The sequence below is a fragment of the Cognatiyoonia sp. genome (assembly GCF_965661665.1).
Classification (GTDB): Bacteria; Pseudomonadota; Alphaproteobacteria; order Rhodobacterales; family Rhodobacteraceae; genus Cognatiyoonia.
The window spans coordinates 54069-72906 of record NZ_CBFIEO010000004.1; the positions used below are offsets into that span (position 1 = coordinate 54069).

Consider the following 18838-nt stretch of genomic DNA (forward strand, 5'->3'; position numbering starts at 1 on the left):
ACATTGCTGCGGGGCCATTGGCAGCTGGCGCTTATCCTCGCCCTTGTTTTTGCACTTTGGCAAATGCCTGTCGCCGCCCCTCTCAAAATTCTCATCGTCTTCTTCCATGAGGTGTCCCACGCGGTGATGACCATTTTGACGGGTGGGAAAGTGGTCAGCCTGTCGGTGTCTACTGACCAAGGCGGTGTTGTCTGATCGCGGGGCGGGAGCCGGTTCTGGACACTCACCGTGGGTTATCTTGGGTTGCTCCTCATTGGCCTCGCACTCTTGCTGGCCGCCCTCAAAACTAAGGCTGACAGGATCATCATGTCGGCTTGCGGTGCGGGTCTTTTGCTGATCGCCGCGCTTTATATCAGCGGCTGTTTTGCGCTCATTTTCTCTGGTGTCACGGGATTGGCCATGCTGGCTTGCGCACGCTGGCTGCCTCGAGATGCAAACGACCTCGGTTTGCGGGTGATTGGCTTGGCCAGCATTATCGATGTGCGGTTTGATCTCTTGTCCCACACGATCCTCCGCGCGTCGGTGGGGTCAGACGCCTGGATATTGGCAGCGGAATTTGGCGGACCAACGGTCTTTTTGGGTGGGCTCTGGCTGTTGATCAGCGCGGCAAAGATCTTTTCCGCGCTAAAGGTTGCGCTGCGGGAGCCGAGCAACCTAACTTTCAAATCTGGCTAGTCGGCATTCCACATCGTCTGATTGGCGCGCTCCAGCCACACATCGTCATAGACTCTGCCGTCAAAGCCATCCTATGTTGCGGTGAGCATCTCACCCACCGTTGGAAGCCCTGCGCTTTCATCACCTGCCTCCTAGGTTCTTGCACGCATCAGGGCACGCGCGCATTGGCTATAGATCTCCCCAATCGTGACCACGATCACGCTTCTTGGACGCCGACCCTTGTCGGAGAATCGCGTCAGCAGGTCTTTTGCAATGCTAAGGACGGCTGTGCCATTGACGCGGACCACATTGTTTGAGCCTGGAACCATGAACATCAAGCTCACCCGTCCATCGCGAACCATATCGCGCAGGGAATCCGCCCTGTTGTTGCCGCGCCAATCGGGCATCAACAGTGTCTTTTCATCAGCGATACGGACGACCGGACCATCATCGCCACGCGGACTGCCGTCGGTCCCTTCTCGCTCAACGGTCGACAATACGCAGAGACGCGCGGCCATGATCCAATCTGCATAAACTGGGATCATCTTGTCCGAGACTTTGATCAACGACGCACGCGCAGGCGAGCCGTAAATCTTGTCTAACTGCTCAATGTCTTTGACGATCCCGTCAGACATCCTTCCTGAACCCACCTTCAGCAGCTAAGGCATCCGACCGTGTCTCGATCCGGTCTTTCAACTTTGCGATGAACTCATCGGTCTCTAGTCCCGGCTCAATCGGCTCCAGAAACTCCATCACCGCCACACCTGGTTTGCGATAAAACCCACGCTTTGGCCAAAATACACCGACGTTGCAGGCGACCGGAATGCAAGGCTGACCAAGCTCTTTATAGAGCGCAGCTGAGCCAACTTTGTAAGGCGCATCAACACCTGGCGCGACGCGGGTGCCTTGCGGATAAATCAGCAATTGCCCCCCTTTAGCGCGACCCGCCTCCACATCCGCCAACATTTTGCGGATCGCCTGCCCACGCTTGCCGCGATCCACAGGCACACATCCGATGCGGAGCCCATATTGGCCCAGAATTGGCGCATACATCAGGATGCGCTTCATGATGAATTTGCCACGCGGGACGGCGCCATAAAGCATGATGACATCTAAGAAGGACTGATGTTTTGCCCCGATCATCACTTCGCCTTCTGGCACTTTGCCGCGTATCTCTGTCTTCAGCCCGATCATCCAAGCGGCGGACCAGCGGACATATCGGCAGTAGGTCTTACAGGCGGCAATCGCCCCGCGCGACGACACCAGTGACCATGGGAAGAAGAGGATGCCCAAGACAAGCATGGCGAGGTACATTGATGCATTAAAAATCAGCGATCGGATCAACTGAATAGCATATGTCATGATTGGTTCCTTAAAGTAAGAAACGCCGCATGGCGCGTTGCAAAGAATGCGACGGTTCCAGCGAGTATAGGGATCAGAAGCAAGACGGACCATTCCAAGCCCTGAAATCCCAAACCTGTCAGGAAATTACCCGCGGTGTCGGTGGACGGGAGGAGCGCGACGCAGATTGCCCCAATGACGGCCCCTAGCGCAGCGCCACCAATAGACCGCAGCGTGAAGCGGCGAACGAAGGCGAGCGCGATATACGTGTCCTGCGCGCCAACCAGCCTCAGGACACGTACCACTTGCGCGTTTGCCGATAAGGTCGACTGCGCGGCCAACGTGATCATCGCCGCCGTTGCCCCGACAATCAGCACGATCGAAATAAGCCCCAGAACTTGCAGGCGTAATGCGGCAGCTACCAACGGCTCCCGCCACCTTGTGTGATCGTCCAAAACAGCGCCTGGTACTTCGGCTTGCAACCGCGCCCGCAAAGCCGTGGCATCATAGCCCTCACCAGTCTCAAGAACTTCAATCAGGTCAGGGATGCTCAACGTTTCGATGGGCAACTCTGGCCCAAACCACGGTGCCAGCAAGTCCCGCTGTTCTGCGTCATTCAAGACGCGGGCAGAGGCCACGCCGGGGGTCGTCTCCAAAACACGTAGCGCCGCCGCCACTTGGGCATCTATCTGTTCCGCCGGGGCAGAAATCCGAATGGTCGAGATTTGAGCCAGTTCAGACGCCCAACGATCCGCCAATCGATCGGCTGCAAAAGACAAGGCCAGAGCAAATACAGCTAAGAAAGCCATCGCCGCCGCCGTGAAAACAGTAAGGCGGGCCATAAACCCCGTTGGCGACACGGTACGGTCCGCGTCTGGGTTGCTGATCAACAACCGACCAAGCAAGGAAAAGACAGTCCTCAAAGCTCTGCCCCTGACAATTGCAGTTTTCGGTTTTTCAGCCTCAAAACCCGTATGCCAATTTGTGCCTTTGCCGTTCGGATCAGGTTCAAGTCGTGGGTCGCCACGAGTATAGTTTTTCCCATCCGGTTCAGTTCCACCAAAAGGCTCAATACGCGTTGGGACATCTCCCAATCAATATTGCCCGTCGGTTCATCAGCAATAATCACATCGGGCGATGTGATGACCGCTCGTGCGACCGCAGCACGCTGCCGTTCGCCCCCTGAAAGCTGAGGGGGCAGTTGGCTCATCTGATGCTTGAGACCCACCCAAGCCACCAAATCATCCAGATAAGATGACGCTGCCAAGGTTCGATCAGAAACGGTCAAAGGCAGACCGATATTCTCATAAATGCTCAGATGGTCCAAGAATTCACAGTTTTGATGCACCACACCGATCCGCCGACGCACGATCGCAATATCATCCCGACTGTGGGCCTCCACCGGTTTTGCAAATAGCCGCACCTGACCAGACGTCGACAGTAATTCACCATAGCAAAGCTTCAAAAGCGTTGTTTTACCTGCACCGGATGGACCCGTCAAAAAGTGGAAAGAACCAGGTTCCAAGGTCAGGGAAGCACCGGAAAAAAGTTCGCCACCGCCGTAGCTATAGGCAATATTTTCCAGCTCAATCACGCGCCTGCCCTCTGTGTTCTTGCCCAGGTTTCTTTTGCCCAAATTTGCAACAGGTTACAATCAACTCCGCGCCGCTCCTATCTAAGCGCATTGCGTTTGAGAGGTCCGGTGATACAGCTTCTGTCAAAAGCCTGAGGTGGCGAGGGGTAAGTTAATGAGATTAGTGTGCCCAAATTGTACGGCGCAGTACGAAGTTGGCGATGACGTCATCCCAGCACGTGGGCGCGACGTCCAATGCTCTAACTGCGGCCATACCTGGTTCGAAACGCCTGGCGTTGTCGCTGACGCGCCGCCGGCGCCAGAACCTTTACCTGCCTATCAGGAACCAGAACCTGTCGAAGACATCGAAGAGGATGTCGATGAAGCGGCTGCACCCGATGCGCCAGACCAGGCGGCAGCGGCCGCTGAACCTTCCCGCGTTGATCCATCTGTCGCTGAAATCCTGAATGCCGAAGCGGAACGGGAAGAGGCTGCGCGCGCTGCTGAACGCGGCACGCCGATGGAAAGCCAGACAGAAATGGGCCTCACCCAAGATGAGGCGCGTGACAAAAAAACCACCGAACGCCTTGCCCGCTTGAAGGGTGAAAAGGCAACCGCAGCAGCGGTCGCCGCCGCGACCCGCAAAGAAATGCTGCCGGACATTGAAGAGATTAACTCGACCCTGCGTTCAAATGAGGAACGCAGAGAAAAAGTCGCCCCAGGGCCGGAAAAAGTTGAAAAAGCCCAAAAGCGCGGGTTCAGAACGGGTTTCTTTAGTGTGCTTTTGATCGTTTTGGTGATTGTCATACTGTATATGTTCGCGCCTCAGATCAAATCGGCCATGCCGGCATTGGCTGGAACAGTCGACGCCTATGTCACCGCAGTCGATAGCGGGCGGGCGTGGCTGGATGGGCTTCTGGGTGGCGTTCGCGATTCCATGCAAAGCGCGGTTGACGCAAACCAATAATCAGAAGCGGTCTAACAACCGTTTCAGGTAATTACGCTCAACCTCAGGTCGGGTCAGATCGCCTGAGCGTCTGCGGATTTCACCAAAAAGTTCATCAGCGCGGCGTCTGATGTCACGGTCACCAAGCAAGCTTTGATCCGTGCCAAGCTGACCCGTGTTCCCAACCTGACGGCCGAGCGGATCACGGCGTGCAGGCTCTGACGAAGGTGCCCCTTCGCCATTGGCGGTGCCTTGACCTTCCTGATCCTGCTCATTCTCTGCCAAGGCACCAAGAATAGATTGCAGAGCGTTGCGGAGCGCATTTAACGCCTCCGCCTGACGATTAATTGCATCGGCCAGATCACCATCTCTCAAAGCCTCCTCAGCGCCGTCCATTGCCCCTTCCGCTTGATCGAGGGACCGACGCGCCATCTCACCTTGCTCACCGGGTAATCCGGGCAAGTTCTCCCGTTGGCGCTGAAGTTCGTTGCGCAAGGCTTCCTGACGTTCGGCGAGGGATTGCTCATCTCCATCCCCGCTGCTTCCCCGTTGATCGGACCCGTTGCTGCCCTCGCCCTGACCGTTTTGCGAATGCTCCCCAGATTGATCACCCACTTCGCCTTCTTGACTAACGCCACGTTGCCCATTCTGCTGACCGGGTTGCATCTGACCCTGCTGCTGGCCCTGTGCACCTTGCTGCCCCTGTTGGCCTTGTTGTTGCCCTTGCTGCTGGCGGCGGCTTTGTTCCTGCAACTCACGGAACGCATCATCTGACAGTTCTTCCTGATCCCGAAGCGTATCAGAAAGCTCATCCATCGATTGCTGGCCAGGTGTCTGGCGTCCGTCCCCATTCTGACCCGACTGGTTTTCCGTCATCCGAAGGTTTTCAAGGAGACGATTGTATTCCTCCATCAGCGATTCAGCCTCCGCCATCCGGCCGTCTTCCATCAGTTCCTGAATACGGTCCATGATCGCGTCGAGCTGGTTTTGGGTGAATTCCGTCCCTTCGCCGCCCTGATCGGGCTGGTCGGTCTGTTCGCCACCCGGCTCCATCTGTTGTGCCAGAAGGTCGAGGTAATCGTCCGTCGCCTCGCGCAATTCGTTCATCAGTTCGGCAATTTCTTCGTCCGACGCACCATTTCGCATAGCTTCGGACAACCGCTCCTGCGCGCGGCGCAACCGCTCCCGCGCGTCAGCTAGGGTGCCATCCTCAAGCTGGATGGCCAAATCCCACATGGCTTCGACAATTTCGTTCCGCTGCGTGTCGGTCAGACCATCGGTGACATAGCGGTCAAGGTTGCGTGTGATTGCCCTCATTCGAAGGAACGTCACCTCGTTCGAGAATAAGCCCTCAGGTCGATGCGCAATCGCCTTCAAAATCCGCACCACGCGCTTGCCGTTCTCTTTCGACCACATCAAATCGCGACGCTGCTCGATGATCGCGCGCGCGAATGGTTGAAAGAACCGGCGTCCGGGCAGAACAAGCTGTTCCGGCTCCGACACGCCTTGCTGCCCGATGTCATCTTCCACCGTCAGGATCATGGTCACAGGCAAGTTCGCAAAATGATGCTGGCTGAAATCGTCGATCAGCAACTCATCAAAATCATCCCTGTCACCGCCAAAGGGCATCGGCAGGTCCACAACCAACGCGTCGCGTTCTTCAGGCACAACGGACAGACCATAGCGCCGCTCGACTTCATCTAAATCCAAAGTAATCGTCGCGAACCCACTGCTGACGCCATAGTCATCCTTAGCCGCAAAGTGCTGCGTGAATTCACCCAAGGCAGCCACTTCCAAGTCACCTATCACCTCGACAGTTGGCGCAGCATCAGGAATGACATCGAATGTCCAAGCCGCCGCGTTCTCGCCCATGATCTCCAATCGGCCTGTTTGAGTGACCACAAACTCTTGTTGCGCGTCAGATGCGGAACCAAGGCCGTCGGTCCTGCCGGAGACCGTATCAGCCACCGTCAAAGCGCCGACTTCCCCATAGAGCCGCAGCGCCACTTCTGACCCCTCTGGCACGGGAACAGACCCTTGAGGCACATCATTGAGATAGAGCGTTGGCTTGCCGGTGTAGGCAGGTGGCGTAATCCAACCTTCCCACACAGGACCAGTGGCAAGGTCGGTGCCGGTTGCAGTCGCCATATCTCCCACAGAGGCCACACGCAGGATAGACCCCGACAGCAAGCCGCAAAGCAAGAACAGCATCGCCATAAATCGCAATCCATAAGGGTCGCGGTCCGCGATCCTCAGGTTCGGCTCCGCCACGGTCGCGGCCTTAGTCCGCTCCGCCATCCGCGCCATATGTACTTGCCAGACAGCCTCTGACGCTGAATCGCCTGATCCGATGGCTTGCTGGTCGGCAATGGCCGCGATGGGTCGGCCCGCCATCTGCGCATCAACACGCGCCACCGCTTCGTCCCGCGACGGCCAGCGCATCTTGTAAACGCCCCAGCCCGCTGTGACCACGATTGCTAGGATGGAAAGGGTCGCAAGGCTCCAAAACGCCTCTATCGTCAGGTTATCGTGCCATCCGAACAGCAGCGGTGCCATGACAAGGCAGAGAACCGTCCACAAAGGCCAGAACGCGCGCAGGACCTGCTCCGCAATCAGACCCAAGCGGGTCAGCGCGATCGGGCGCCGCAAATGCGGCAGCTGGTCAGGTCGCTGGGTCAGAACCTTTCTCCTGCAAGGCTGCGTGAATCACAGCCACGAAGGTAACGTATCCCGCGCGATCATTTCGTCAAAGGTTGGGCGCGGGCGAATAACCGCAAATTGATCGCCTTTCACCAGAACTTCGGGAATCAGCGGGCGGGAGTTGTATTCAGACGCCATTACCGCGCCATAGGCCCCCGCCGACCGGAATGCGATCAGATCATCAGCACCGACCACCGCCATCATGCGACCCTTGGCAAAAGTGTCGCCGCTTTCACAAACCGGACCCACGATGTCATAGGTTGCAGGCTCCACGCCCGCTGCAGGTTCGACCACGGGCACAATGTCATGATGCGCCTCATACATCGCAGGACGGATCAGATCATTCATCGCCCCGTCGATGATTAGAAACTTCCTGTCTTCGCCTTCTTTGACGTAGATCACCTTGCTCACCATCAGGCCCGCGTTGCCCGAAATCAGGCGCCCCGGCTCAATCTCAATCTCGCAGCCAAGATGCCCGACGGTCCGCTTAATGAGCGCACCATAGTCCATCGGCAAGGGCGGCGCCTCGTTCGAGCGCGCGTAGGGAATGCCAAGCCCGCCGCCCAAATCCAGCCGTGTGATCTCGTGCCCATCGGCGCGCAACTGTTCCGTCAGCTCCGCAACCTTTTTGTAAGCTAACTCAAACGGCTCCAACTCCGTCAGTTGCGACCCGATATGCACGTCGATACCAATCACCTTCAGCCCCGGCAAAGCAGCCGCCATCGCGTAAACCTCGCGCGCGCGGCTGATCGGGATGCCAAACTTGTTTTCCGACTTACCCGTCGCAATTTTAGCATGGGTCTTGGCATCAACGTCGGGGTTCACGCGCACTGTGATCGGCGCTTCGACACCCACCTCAGTCGCGACGCGGCTCATAACCTCCATTTCAGGCTCACTTTCGACGTTGAACTGCCGAATGCCGCCTTTAAGGGCTACGCACATTTCTTCCGCCGTTTTGCCAACACCGGAGAACACGATCTTTTCACCCGGAACGCCCGCGGCACGCGCACGGCAGTATTCCCCACCAGAAACAACATCCATCCCCGCCCCAGCATCCGCCAGAACCTTCAATACCGCTTGGTTTGAAAGGGATTTCATTGCAAAGCAAACCAAATGATCCAGACCATCCAAAGCCTCATCAAAGAGCTTAAAATGCCGCTCTAACGTAGCTGTGGAATAGACATAGAACGGCGTGCCAACAGCGGCGGCAATCTCAGCCACCGGCACGTCTTCGGCATGCAAAACACCATCGCGATACAGGAAATGATCCACGCGTCTGTCTCCATCAAAAATCTAGCGCGTGTCATAGCAGATCCGGGCGAAACACCAACCCTCTTTGGCCAGCAATACCTCCGCCGGAGGCTCCATCAGGTGTCGTTGCGCATCCGCAAGAACAGGTAGAGCGGCAGTCCGCAACTGACCCCGATGCCAAATGTCGCAGGGATCGCGATAAGGCCGAGCCAAATCCGACGCTGGATGACTTCGAAAAGGATCCAAACGGTCAAGGCAACCGCCGCAATTGTCAGATCCCAAACCAGCCCGCTGGAGGCGGCGTTGGCGTGCCATGCATCAACCATCGCCATCAGGTCATAGCCGTCCGTGTTGAACCACGTGATGAAGTAATACATCGGATGGATGGCGCCCCAGACGGCGATTGCCAGAAAGACCCAGCGCATCACAGGCCCACCGACACAGATACAGGGCCATTTGTTGCGCCGATTTGGGCGCTTGGCTGTACGCCATCGCTGCCAACGCTCAATCCAAAGTTTGCGGTAGGGCGCAGCGGGTCGCTCTGCGCGCCACAAGACGCCAACACCGCGATCAGCCCCAAGCACTTTAAATACCTCATCAAATTCGATCCTTCCAAAGAGCTATCTGTTTGCGCACTTCGCTCGGGGCCGTTCCACCAAAGCTGGTGCGTGACGCAACAGAGTTTGCCACTCCCAAAAAGTCAAACACCGCTTCCGTTATACCCGAATGGACCGATTGCATATCCGCCAGCGTCAAATCAGGCAGGTCGATGCCCTTGCCTTCTGCCAGCGCCACAAGCGATCCCGTCACATGGTGCGCGTCTCGGAAGGGTAGCCCAAGTTCACGCACAAGCCAGTCCGCCAAATCAGTCGCTGTCGAAAATCCGCTTGCCGCCGCCAATTTCAGATTGTCAGGCTGCGCCGACATATCCGCGACCATCCCGCTCAAGGCCGCAAATGCCAACATCAGATTGTCCGCAGCATCAAAGACTTGCTCTTTGTCTTCCTGCATGTCTTTCGAATAGGTCAATGGCAGACCTTTCATCACCGTCATCAGGGCAACATTGGCCCCAAATATCCGGCCAATCTTGGCGCGGATCAATTCTGCCGCATCCGGATTGCGCTTTTGCGGCATGATCGACGATCCTGTTGACCATTTGTCCGACATCTTCACAAACCGGAACTGGGCGGAGGACCAGATCACCAGCTCTTCCGCCAAGCGGCTCATATGCATCGCGCAAATGCTGGAGGCTGCGAGGAATTCGAGGGCAAAATCGCGGTCCGACACCGCATCCAGTGAATTTGCCATCGGTCCGTCAAAGCCCAACGCTTCTGCCGTGGCATGGCGATCAATGGGAAAGGAAGTACCGGCAAGGGCTGCCGCGCCCAAAGGCGACATGTTCATCCGCTTGCGTGCATCGGCAAACCGCGACCTGTCGCGGCCGAACATCTCCACATAAGCCAGCATATGATGGCCCCACGTTACAGGCTGGGCCGTTTGCAAATGCGTGAACCCGGGCATGACCCAATCTGCCCCCTGCTCCGCCTGCCCGATGAGCGCTTGCATCAGCGCCGCCAAGGCCACATATGCCGCATCACATTGGTCCCGCACCCAAAGGCGGAAATCGACAGCTACTTGATCGTTCCTGCTCCGCGCGGTGTGCAGACGGCCTGCAGGCTCCCCCACAATCTCTTTCAACCGGGCTTCCACGTTCATGTGGATGTCCTCCAAAGCCGTGGAGAATGGGAAATCGCCGCTTTCAATTTCTGACAAGACCGTGAGCAGCCCTTCCGAAATCGCCTCAGCATCTTTATCGGTAATAATACCCTGCGCGGCCAACATAGCGGCGTGGGCGCGTGACCCTGCGATGTCCTGTGAGGCCAGTCGTTGATCGAAGCCGATCGAGGCATTAATCGCCTCCATAATGGCATCTGGTCCGGCGGCAAACCGCCCGCCCCACATCGTGTTTGCGCTCTTAGTCATAAAGGAAGCCCTATGGGATTTATTAAGTCAGCCTTGCTTTACCTAAGCCTCGGCGTGCTTGCAAACAGCGCGGTGGCCGAAACTCCTGATATCGCCGCACTGCGTGAAGGTGACATGGGCAAGCTTGTGGTGCACAGCGCACCTGTCGATGGGTCAGATGTGGCCTTTTTGGGGGAAGATGGCAGTGAGATGACCCTCGCCGCTTTTGAGGGCAAGCATGTGGTTTTGAATTTCTGGGCCACGTGGTGCGCGCCCTGTCGGAAAGAAATGCCCGATCTTGCCGCGCTTCAGATGGAACTTGGAGGGGATAACCTTGAAGTCGTCACCATCGCCACAGGCCGGAACCCGCGCCCGTCGATGGAGGCATTTTTTGCCGAGATTGGCGTCAACAACCTGCCCCTGCACTCAGATGAACGCCAAAATCTGTCGCGCAGCTTAGGTGTGCTTGGTCTGCCGGTGACGCTGATCCTCAATCCCAAAGGGCAGGAAATCGCGCGTTTGCAGGGTGATGCGGATTGGCACAGCGACAGCGCGGTGGCCATTATGAAAGCATTGATTGATGGCTAGGCGCGTCCGCCACTGCTCGATAGCATCAAAGGATCAATACCAAGCAGTTTGATCGCGGCATTCCATTTATGCTCATTGGCGCGCCCAAATAGAATGTCATTGCGCGCGTCACTGGTCAGCCAGCCGTTGTCCGCAATCTCGCTTTCCAACTGCCCAGGTCCCCAGCCAGCATAGCCGAGCGCCAGCATCGACGTCACGGGCCCCTGCCCTGTCGCAATGTCTTCCAACACGTCCAGCGTCGCCGTCATGCCGATGCCTTCAGACACCTCCAGCGTCCCGACGCCGGATTGATAATCCGACGTGTGCAAGACAAAGCCGCGTGTCATCTCAACCGGCCCGCCACAGTGCACACGAATGTCGCGTGAGGCGTCAGATTTTGAAATATCAAGCTGTTTCAGAAGGTCGGAAAACCGCACCTTTGGCTTTGGCTTGTTGACGATCAGCCCCATCGCACCTTCATCCGAGTGGGCACAAATGTAGATCACGCTTTGCGCGAACCTTGGGTCGTCCATGTCCGGCATCGCGATCAAAAGCTTCCCAACAAGGTTCGATCCGAATTCCTTCATATGTCAAAGATGTGCCGAGAGCGGTCTTTGTGCAAGGGGGACACGCCGCCGTGACATCTCTCATTCGTGACTTTCTATTTCAGGGCAACTCTTCCAAACCAGATTGCATGAAAAAGATGCTGCATACGATTCTGCTGACCCTAGCGGCCACGAGCACCCACGCCCAATCGCTTGAGGATGTCGCACAGCTAGACGTTTTGCCCGGATGGCGCGGGGCGGATGGCACCCATATTGCAGGTCTGCGCATCACTTTGGCCGAGGGTTGGAAGACCTATTGGCGCGCGCCCGGTGATGGTGGCATCCCGCCAGAGATTTCCTTGTCAGGATCAGAAAACATCACTGAGGCGGATTTTCACTGGCCAGTGCCGGAGGTGTTTTATCAGTCCGGCCTTCGTTCTGTAGGCTACCAATCTTCCATCGTTGTACCGATGCGCATTGATCCGGTGGATGACGATGGGAGCATCACCGTTTCAGGCACGATTTCTATTGGTGTCTGTGAGGAGATTTGCATCCCCGTAGAATTCCCGATCCAAGCGGTTCTTCCACCGGCAGGCAGCAGGGACAGCTCGATCGTTGCAGCCTTGATCAACCGCCCCCAGACCGCAGAAGAAGCGGGTGTGACCGCCGCCACGTGCCGCTTGAAACCAACCGGCGGGGCGATGGAACTGACGACGCGGGTGAGCTTGCCAAACCTGCGGGGCGACGAAGATATTGTCATTGAGACGGGCGATCCGCAAATTTGGGTGTCAGAGCCGAGTGTGACGATTTCCAAAGGCATGATCGAAGCCACATCCGACCTTGTGCATATCGCCTACTCCAGCTTTGCTCTGGATCGCTCCGCCGTTCGAATCACGATCCTCGGCTCCGGCGGCGCGGTCGACGTGCAAGGCTGCACCGGCGGTTAGGCGCGTCGTTGGGCCACAGCCATGCTGACCGCGCTAATGATATAGATAACAACCAGCACCGCCGCCGTCGCCGCAAGATACACCCCAAACGCCGGCCAGAACCCACCGTTGAGCATTGGCAACGCCTCGGCTGCGGCCGCAAGTGGTGCGCCTGAGATCAGAATCGGACCAAGCAGCGCGAAAAACAGTCCAACCATCGCCGCCACAGCAACGAAAGCAGGCAGTCGCATCGCCAAACGCCGCCCTTGCAACGCGCGGCGCACGGTCTGGAATTGTCGCGCCACATCCGACTGCATCGCGATCAAAGCAGGTACCACCAAGAGCACCAGCACCATCCCGAAGGTGAGGCCGAAGGTGAGTGTGACGATTGTTGGCTTCAAGAACTCCGCCTGATTGGACCCTTCGTAGAGCAGCGGCGTCAGACCGAGGACGGTCGTCAATGTCGTCAGCAAAACCGGCCGCAAACGGTCAGACGCACCATCAATGATCGCCGGGAAAAGCCCACGTTCCTGCGCATATTCATCAATGGTCGTAACCAAAACGATAGAGTCGTTGATGATAATTCCGACCATCCCGATCAAGCCCACCACGGTGAAAAGGCTCATCGGGATTTCCCAAACGAAATGTCCATAGATCGTGCCGACGAGCCCAAAAGGAATGATCGCCATTACGACCAGCGGTCGGGTCCAGCTGCCAAAAATCCATGACAGAGCAAGGAAGATACCCAACAGCGCCAAGACGAGGCCCGTTTGCGCATCAGCCAAAAATTGACGCTCTTGCTCACTTTGACCGGACAGTTGGGTTTCGACCCCGAACCGCGTTTCGACCTCCGGCAGGACGGTCTGGTTAATGACCTCCTGAATTTCGGTCGCACGTTCGGCGTCTTCATCGTCGAGATCACCAGTAACAGAGACAAGCGCGATGCCATTCTCCCGCTGCACGGTGGAAAATCCGGTCCGGCTTTCAACGGACACAACATCTCCCAAAGGTACATAGTCGCCCGCCCCCGTGCGAATGAGCATCCGGTCCATGAAATCTGCGGAAAGCTCGCCCTCTGGCAGTCCCACGCGGATCGCCGCACTGCGCGGACCGTCGGGATATGTCGCCGCTTCGATCCCGCCCAAGCGGTTGCGCAGCGTCCGGCCTAAGGTTTCGATATCCAGCCCAAGCGCGAGACCTTGGGGCGTTAGTTCAAGCAGCAATTCTTCCTTGTCATACGCAAGGCTATCTTCCAGCCCACTGATTTCTGAGTAATGGACTAGCTTTGATTTCAGTTCCTCTGCAGCGGCTTTCAAAACTTCGGTGTTGGCCCCAAAAATCTGGATCGCAAGGCTATCACCCCCTGGTCCACGGCCCCAACTGCGGAAGCTGACAGTTTCGGTCAAAGGATGCTGGCGCACGTTTTCCTGGAGCTCCGACACAAAAGCAAAACTGGAATATGGGCGGCTGTCAGCGTCGATCAGGGTGATAGAGATCGAGCCCAATTGATCAGGGTCTTTGCGGTCCGATCCTGCGATGGCGCGGCCCGCGTTGCCGCCCACCTCGGAGACAACAAAGGTCAACGGGTTCACGCCATAGCGTTCTTCGTAATCCGCGCCCAAAGCCTCCGTCGCGCGTTGCATTTCACGCATCATTTCAAGACTATCTGCCCGCGTAGCGGCGGGGAGCATAGCAAAGTTGCCAGTGACCTGTCCTTGCTCCGGCGCGTTGAAGAACCGCCATTGCACGTCACCCCGCACCAGCATCGCAACTTGGCTGGCCAACAACAGGATCGTACCAGCCAGCACAGGATACCGCGCCCAAATGACCCCGGCCATGAAGGGGCGGAAAATCGTGCGACGGAACCAGTCAAACCCGCGGTTGAACGTGCGCGACGGCCAGTCGTACCAATGGTTTTTGGCAGAATGCACCATCGCTTTGCTGAGGTGGTGCGGCAGGATGAGGAAGCATTCAGCCAGTGACGCAATCAGCACGATGATCACGGTGAAAGGGATGTCAGCAATCAAACTGCCGAAACGTCCGCCAATCGCCACCAAACCAAAGAAGGCGATGATTGTTGTTAGGGTGGCTGAGAACACAGGGCTGAACATTCGCGCGGCGGCGCGTTCGGCAGCGACAACGGGTTCCTCGGCTAATCGTCGCACGCGGAAATCAGCATGTTCCCCCACGACAATGGCGTCATCGACTACGATCCCCAAAGTGATGATAAGCGCGAAGAGGGAAATCATGTTGATCGTCACACCCGCCGCATACATCAGCGCAATAGCGGCAAACATCGCCGCTGGTATCCCTGCCGCGACCCAGAACGCAGTCCGCGCGTTAAGGAATAGGAACAAGAGCAACACAACGAGCCCCAGCCCCATCAACCCATTGTCGAGCAGGATATCGAGGCGGGCGCTGATCACTTCGGCCAATGTGTTGACTAGCTCAATCGTCGTGCCCGCAGGCAAGGTCGCCTGCATTTCCTGTGCGACCTCTTCCACGATGGCCTGAATGCCGATGGCATCGCCAGACGCATCGCGGTTGACGCGCAATTGGACGGCAGGGTTTTCGCCAACAAAATAAGCGCGGTCACGGTCAACCCGTTCGGACACAACCCGCGCCACATCACCAATCCGCAGTTTCGACCCATCGGGGTTGGAGCGGAGCACAATCTCTTCAATGTCATCCGCACTTCGTTTTGCAATCCCCGTCCGTACCCGCGTGCTGGCGGAGACATCACCCGCTGGGTCGCCATTCACCTCTGCATTAATGCGGGCGGCAATCTCCGACAGGCCAATGTCGTGACGGATGAGGGAGGTGGACGGCACTTCAACAACCGTGGAATTTGCCGCGACGCCCCGAATGATGGTTTGCGTGACACCTTCAGCGAAAAGCCTTGTGACAAGTTCATCCGCGAACCGGCCAAGTTGTTCTGGCCCTACAGGTCCGGTAATGACCACATCGGTGACGCGGTCACTCCACCCACCGGTTCTAATCTCCGGATCATCGGCGTCAGAGGGCAGGTTTTGCACGTTATCAAGCGCGAATTGCACATCTTCGCGGGCCTTTTCATTGTCAGTCCCGGGTCGGAATTCAAGTGTCAGGCTCGCGCGGCCTTCGAAGGATGTTGAGCGCGTTTCGGTGACGCCCTCGACTGAGAGGAGTGCAGGTTCAAGGACTTGTACGATGGCCGCATCCACATCCTCTGCCCCCGCGCCTGACCATGTAACGGAGATGTCGACATCATCGACGACAACATCGGGAAAGAACTGCGCGCGCATGTTAGGAAACGCGATCAGGCCCGCTCCGATCATCAGGATCAGGAACAGGTTTGCAATGGTCTTGTGGCGCGTGAAGTAAGACAGGATCGCGTTGGTGCGGGGTTCGGCCATGGATTAGCTCCCCATCCTGCTTTCAAGGCGGGCGATGACAGCGACGGGCACTTCGTCCAGCTCCAACTGCGATTTCATCCGCTCTTTCACCTCTGCTGGCATGCGGCTGCCTTCCACAAAGGCGAGGAGCTTCGCGCGGCGTTCTGCGTCAAGGGCGACAGTCTCCGGCTCCTCCGGCGGTGCATTTTCGGCACCGGGGATGATGGGTCGGACTCTGATACCAGCACCGAGGAGCGGCGAACGTTCGACGACGATGATCCTGCCGGCAAGATCGCCCACACGGATTAACACATCATCGCCTTGGCGGTGCACAACCACGGTTTCGGCAAGTTGTAAGCGGTTCTCTTCATCAAGAACCAACACTGTGTTGTCGGTGTTGACCGCAGAATTTGGCACAAGCGCGACGCCTTCAATTTCCGGCCTGCGCACTTGCACGGTCACAAAGTCACCGGGACGCATGCCGCCTGCGCTATCCAAACGTGCGAACAAAAGCCGTCCTGTCTGGCCTTCGCCGACTGCCGCGCTTTCGCGGATAATTTGACCTGTGGCGTTGAGGCCCTGTTGCGACAGGTCGAGCCCGACTTGGACCGCACCGTCAATCAACACGCCATTTTCGTCCAAAAGCTGGGCGTACTGCGATGTTGAGACGCGGAAGGCCACTTCAAGGTCAGTTGGGTCGAGCAGCGTTGCGATCTGTTCGTTGGGCGACAAGCGGCCCCCGTTGGTCACGGTCACATTGGCCAAGGTGCCGCTGAACACCGCGTAGACTTCCGTCTCATCCACTGCCCGCTGAGCATCTTTCAACCCGATCTGAGCCCGCGCGAGACGGGTATTCGCAAGCTCCGCTCGTGCTTCGGCTGAGGCAAGCGCCTGTCTGCGCGACAGAACGGCGGCTTCGGCAGATGCAACCGCCAATTCAGCGGACTCAACCGACGCTGCCGTGCCAACGCCCCGCTCCCGCAAGTCTTTGGCGCGGGTCAATGCCTGCTGGCGCAGCGTGTTTTGACCTTGGGCAGAGGCCAGCTCTTCCTGAGCCAATTCAAGCGCCCGCTGCGCATCGCGCAACTCGGCCTGCGCGTCTTGTCGATCAACTTCTTGCCGCTCCAACTGCGTCATCGCGGTTGCGGGATCAATGCGCAGCAAGAGCTGTCCTGCGGTGACGGTACCGCCTTCAACCATTTCAGCAGCCGTCTCAACGATGGTGCCGCCAACAGCAGATCGCACTTGCAGGCTGCGGCCGCTTTCCACTTCGCCAAACACCATCAAAACCGGCGCGATGGTTTGCGGCTGAACTTCGACAACATTCACGGCGAAGACACGCTCCCGCTCGGGAAACGACCGCGGCTCCGCATTCATGCGTGTCTGCACGGCATCACGAACTGTGTTACCTGCGAAGGACAAAAGACCAATGGTCACCGCCAGCAGAAAAATACCAACGAGAGAGCGTCTGAGAAATCGCATGGGGCTACCTAAAAATGCTGTTTTCCGTGAGGATTATACCGAAAGTTAGAACGCTGCGGCGCAGCGTCCACTTCACAGTGTCTCACGTTTAATGTGGCGGGCCGTCACTTCCGTCGCTGATGTTCGTCCAGACGCGGCAAAATCTCTACAAAGTTGCAGGGGCGGTGACGGTAATCGAGCTGTTTGACAAGAATTTCATCCCACGCGTCCTTGCACGCACCTGGACTTCCGGGGAGGGCGAACATGTAAGTGCCGTTTGCAACACCACCTGTTGCGCGGGATTGTACGGCAGAGGTGCCAATTTTTGCCATGCTCACATGCGTGAACACGATGCTGAACGCATCAATCTCTTTCTCATAAACGTCGCGATGCGCCTCAACAGTTACATCGCGCCCTGTCAAACCCGTTCCGCCTGTCGAAATGATGACATCCACGTCGTCTGACAGGCTCCACTCTTTCAGCTTTGCGGCAATATCGGTGCGTTCATCAGGGATGATGACGCGATCTGCCAGAGTGTGACCTGCCTCAGCAATCCGTGCAGCTAGAGTGTCGCCGGAGCGGTCATCGTCTAGCTTGCGCGTGTCGCTGACCGTCATCAGGGCGATGCGGATGGGGATGAACTCCCGCGTGTCGTCGATCCGGCTCAAGACGCGCCCTCCAATTTGGCTTTAACGCTCAAAAGGTCGGCCCACGCCTCCCGCTTGGCAAGCGGTTGGCGCAAAAGGTAAGCAGGATGGAACATTGGGATCGCAGGGCGGCCCAAAACCTCCACCCAGTTGCCGCGCATGCGCGTGATGCCAGTGCGACCCAACAGCGCCTGACAGGGTGTATTGCCCATCAAGATCAGCAAATCAGGATTGGCCAATGTGATGTGACGTTCCAGAAACGGAAGCAGCATGGCGATTTCTGTTGCGTCCGCCGTCCGGTTTTGCGGCGGCCTCCACGGCAAAACGTTGGTGAAATAGACCGCTTGCGCAGCATCGTCAGAGCGGCGATCCAACTGGATCGCAGCGAGCATTTTGTCCAAGAGCTGACCAGCCTGACCAACAAAGGGTTTGCCAATCTGGTCTTCTTGCCGACCGGGTGCTTCGCCAACAATCATTACACGCGCGGCAGGGATACCGTCCGAGAAAACAAAATTCCGCGCGCCGCGCTTGAGCTCACAATGCTCAAATCCTTGCATTGCGGTCGACAGCGCCTCCAAATCTGTAGCCAGCGAGACCAATTTCTTCGCTTCGGCCACGGCATCCGTCTTGGGCTGCGCAATTGCGGGCGCGGCTGTAGGCTGCAGCGCGGGCTCAGGTTTCGGCGCAGGCGCGGGATCGAGCGCATAGCGGTCAATCGGCGCATCGCAAATGGCGTCGGTGGCCCCGATTTCAAGCTGCCATTCCAGCAGCGCCCTGTCCTTCCAATAAGATGCCTGCGAATCCATGCGCAGAGCTTATTCCGTTTTAAACCCGAAGTGCAGTCAGAATGCTTGCCGCGCTGGAATGTCCCGCCTATAAGCGGGCAACCAA

The 18838-nt window shown here is 57.4% G+C and carries 17 protein-coding genes and 1 pseudogene; 4 read left to right on the plus strand and 14 right to left on the minus strand.

The window, feature by feature from the left end; all coding sequences use genetic code 11:
* Window positions 1-3 precede the first annotated feature (3 nt).
* Window positions 4-675: pseudogene (locus ACTF5F_RS03635) on the plus strand (M50 family metallopeptidase).
* Between the two features lie 131 nt (window positions 676-806).
* Here the strand turns inward: ACTF5F_RS03635 and ACTF5F_RS03640 are convergent.
* From ACTF5F_RS03640 to ACTF5F_RS03655, 4 genes are read right to left on the minus strand one after another with little or no spacing between them, the layout of a single operon-like run.
* Entirely contained in the window at window positions 807-1289 is a 483-nt protein-coding gene (locus ACTF5F_RS03640; RefSeq protein WP_438955524.1) for an MSMEG_1061 family FMN-dependent PPOX-type flavoprotein, read from the minus strand.
* Entirely contained in the window at window positions 1282-2016 is a 735-nt protein-coding gene (locus tag ACTF5F_RS03645) for a lysophospholipid acyltransferase family protein (RefSeq protein WP_438955525.1), read from the minus strand. The genes ACTF5F_RS03640 and ACTF5F_RS03645 overlap by 8 nt, the downstream gene beginning before the upstream one ends.
* The gene (locus tag ACTF5F_RS03650) at window positions 2013-2918 is read right to left on the minus strand and encodes a cell division protein FtsX (protein WP_438955526.1); all 906 of its coding nucleotides are present in this window, start codon (window positions 2916-2918) and stop codon (window positions 2013-2015) included. Before ACTF5F_RS03650 ends, ACTF5F_RS03645 begins: the two co-directional genes overlap by 4 nt.
* A complete protein-coding gene (locus ACTF5F_RS03655; protein WP_438955527.1) occupies window positions 2915-3589 on the minus strand; it encodes a cell division ATP-binding protein FtsE in 675 nt (224 codons plus the stop codon). The genes ACTF5F_RS03650 and ACTF5F_RS03655 overlap by 4 nt, the downstream gene beginning before the upstream one ends.
* A gap of 154 nt (window positions 3590-3743) precedes the next feature.
* Here ACTF5F_RS03655 and ACTF5F_RS03660 point away from each other — a divergent pair, with 154 nt between their 5' ends.
* Window positions 3744-4535, plus strand: coding sequence for a zinc-ribbon domain-containing protein (locus ACTF5F_RS03660; RefSeq protein WP_438955528.1), 792 nt, complete (start codon window positions 3744-3746; stop codon window positions 4533-4535).
* Here the strand turns inward: ACTF5F_RS03660 and ACTF5F_RS03665 are convergent, their stop codons facing one another.
* The 5 genes from ACTF5F_RS03665 to argH form a co-directional block, all read right to left on the minus strand.
* Window positions 4536-7163 carry a DUF4175 domain-containing protein gene (locus ACTF5F_RS03665; RefSeq protein WP_438955529.1) on the minus strand — a complete coding sequence of 876 codons (2628 nt, stop codon included), beginning with the start codon at window positions 7161-7163 and terminating at the stop codon, window positions 4536-4538. It lies immediately after the preceding gene.
* A gap of 57 nt (window positions 7164-7220) precedes the next feature.
* The gene (lysA, locus tag ACTF5F_RS03670) at window positions 7221-8486 is read right to left on the minus strand and encodes a diaminopimelate decarboxylase (protein ID WP_438955530.1); all 1266 of its coding nucleotides are present in this window, start codon (window positions 8484-8486) and stop codon (window positions 7221-7223) included.
* A gap of 95 nt (window positions 8487-8581) precedes the next feature.
* Window positions 8582-8890: a DUF2834 domain-containing protein gene (locus ACTF5F_RS03675; protein WP_438955531.1), complete on the minus strand. Its 309-nt coding sequence runs from the start codon at window positions 8888-8890 to the stop codon at window positions 8582-8584.
* Window positions 8890-9063 (minus strand): hypothetical protein, encoded by a 174-nt coding sequence (locus ACTF5F_RS03680; RefSeq protein WP_438955532.1) that lies wholly within the window; start codon window positions 9061-9063, stop codon window positions 8890-8892. The genes ACTF5F_RS03675 and ACTF5F_RS03680 overlap by 1 nt, the downstream gene beginning before the upstream one ends.
* On the minus strand, window positions 9063-10448 hold the full coding sequence (gene argH, locus ACTF5F_RS03685; protein WP_438955533.1) for an argininosuccinate lyase: 1386 nt from the start codon (window positions 10446-10448) through the stop codon (window positions 9063-9065). The genes ACTF5F_RS03680 and argH overlap by 1 nt, the downstream gene beginning before the upstream one ends.
* 12 nt (window positions 10449-10460) lie before the next feature.
* Here argH and ACTF5F_RS03690 point away from each other — a divergent pair, with 12 nt between their 5' ends.
* Window positions 10461-11015 (plus strand): TlpA disulfide reductase family protein, encoded by a 555-nt coding sequence (locus ACTF5F_RS03690; RefSeq protein WP_438955534.1) that lies wholly within the window; start codon window positions 10461-10463, stop codon window positions 11013-11015.
* On the opposite strand, the gene ACTF5F_RS03695 is transcribed toward ACTF5F_RS03690, so the two are convergent.
* Window positions 11012-11581: a YqgE/AlgH family protein gene (locus tag ACTF5F_RS03695; protein WP_438955535.1), complete on the minus strand. Its 570-nt coding sequence runs from the start codon at window positions 11579-11581 to the stop codon at window positions 11012-11014. The two genes, ACTF5F_RS03690 and ACTF5F_RS03695, sit on opposite strands and share 4 nt — an antisense overlap.
* A gap of 107 nt (window positions 11582-11688) precedes the next feature.
* Between ACTF5F_RS03695 and ACTF5F_RS03700 the strand changes: the two genes are divergently transcribed.
* Window positions 11689-12486 carry a protein-disulfide reductase DsbD domain-containing protein gene (locus ACTF5F_RS03700; protein ID WP_438955536.1) on the plus strand — a complete coding sequence of 266 codons (798 nt, stop codon included), beginning with the start codon at window positions 11689-11691 and terminating at the stop codon, window positions 12484-12486.
* On the opposite strand, the gene ACTF5F_RS03705 is transcribed toward ACTF5F_RS03700, so the two are convergent.
* The 4 genes from ACTF5F_RS03705 to ACTF5F_RS03720 all read right to left on the minus strand — a co-directional run bounded on the left by ACTF5F_RS03705 (window position 12483) and on the right by ACTF5F_RS03720 (window position 18753).
* Window positions 12483-15860 carry an efflux RND transporter permease subunit gene (locus ACTF5F_RS03705; RefSeq protein ID WP_438955537.1) on the minus strand — a complete coding sequence of 1126 codons (3378 nt, stop codon included), beginning with the start codon at window positions 15858-15860 and terminating at the stop codon, window positions 12483-12485. The genes ACTF5F_RS03700 and ACTF5F_RS03705 overlap by 4 nt on opposite strands.
* Before the next feature lie 3 nt (window positions 15861-15863).
* Window positions 15864-17321 carry an efflux RND transporter periplasmic adaptor subunit gene (locus ACTF5F_RS03710; protein ID WP_438955538.1) on the minus strand — a complete coding sequence of 486 codons (1458 nt, stop codon included), beginning with the start codon at window positions 17319-17321 and terminating at the stop codon, window positions 15864-15866.
* A 104-nt stretch (window positions 17322-17425) separates the two neighbouring features.
* Window positions 17426-17968 (minus strand): molybdenum cofactor biosynthesis protein B, encoded by a 543-nt coding sequence (gene moaB / locus ACTF5F_RS03715; RefSeq protein WP_438955539.1) that lies wholly within the window; start codon window positions 17966-17968, stop codon window positions 17426-17428.
* Window positions 17965-18753, minus strand: coding sequence for a uracil-DNA glycosylase (locus ACTF5F_RS03720; protein ID WP_438955540.1), 789 nt, complete (start codon window positions 18751-18753; stop codon window positions 17965-17967). The genes moaB and ACTF5F_RS03720 overlap by 4 nt, the downstream gene beginning before the upstream one ends.
* Between the last annotated feature and the right edge of the window lie 85 nt (window positions 18754-18838).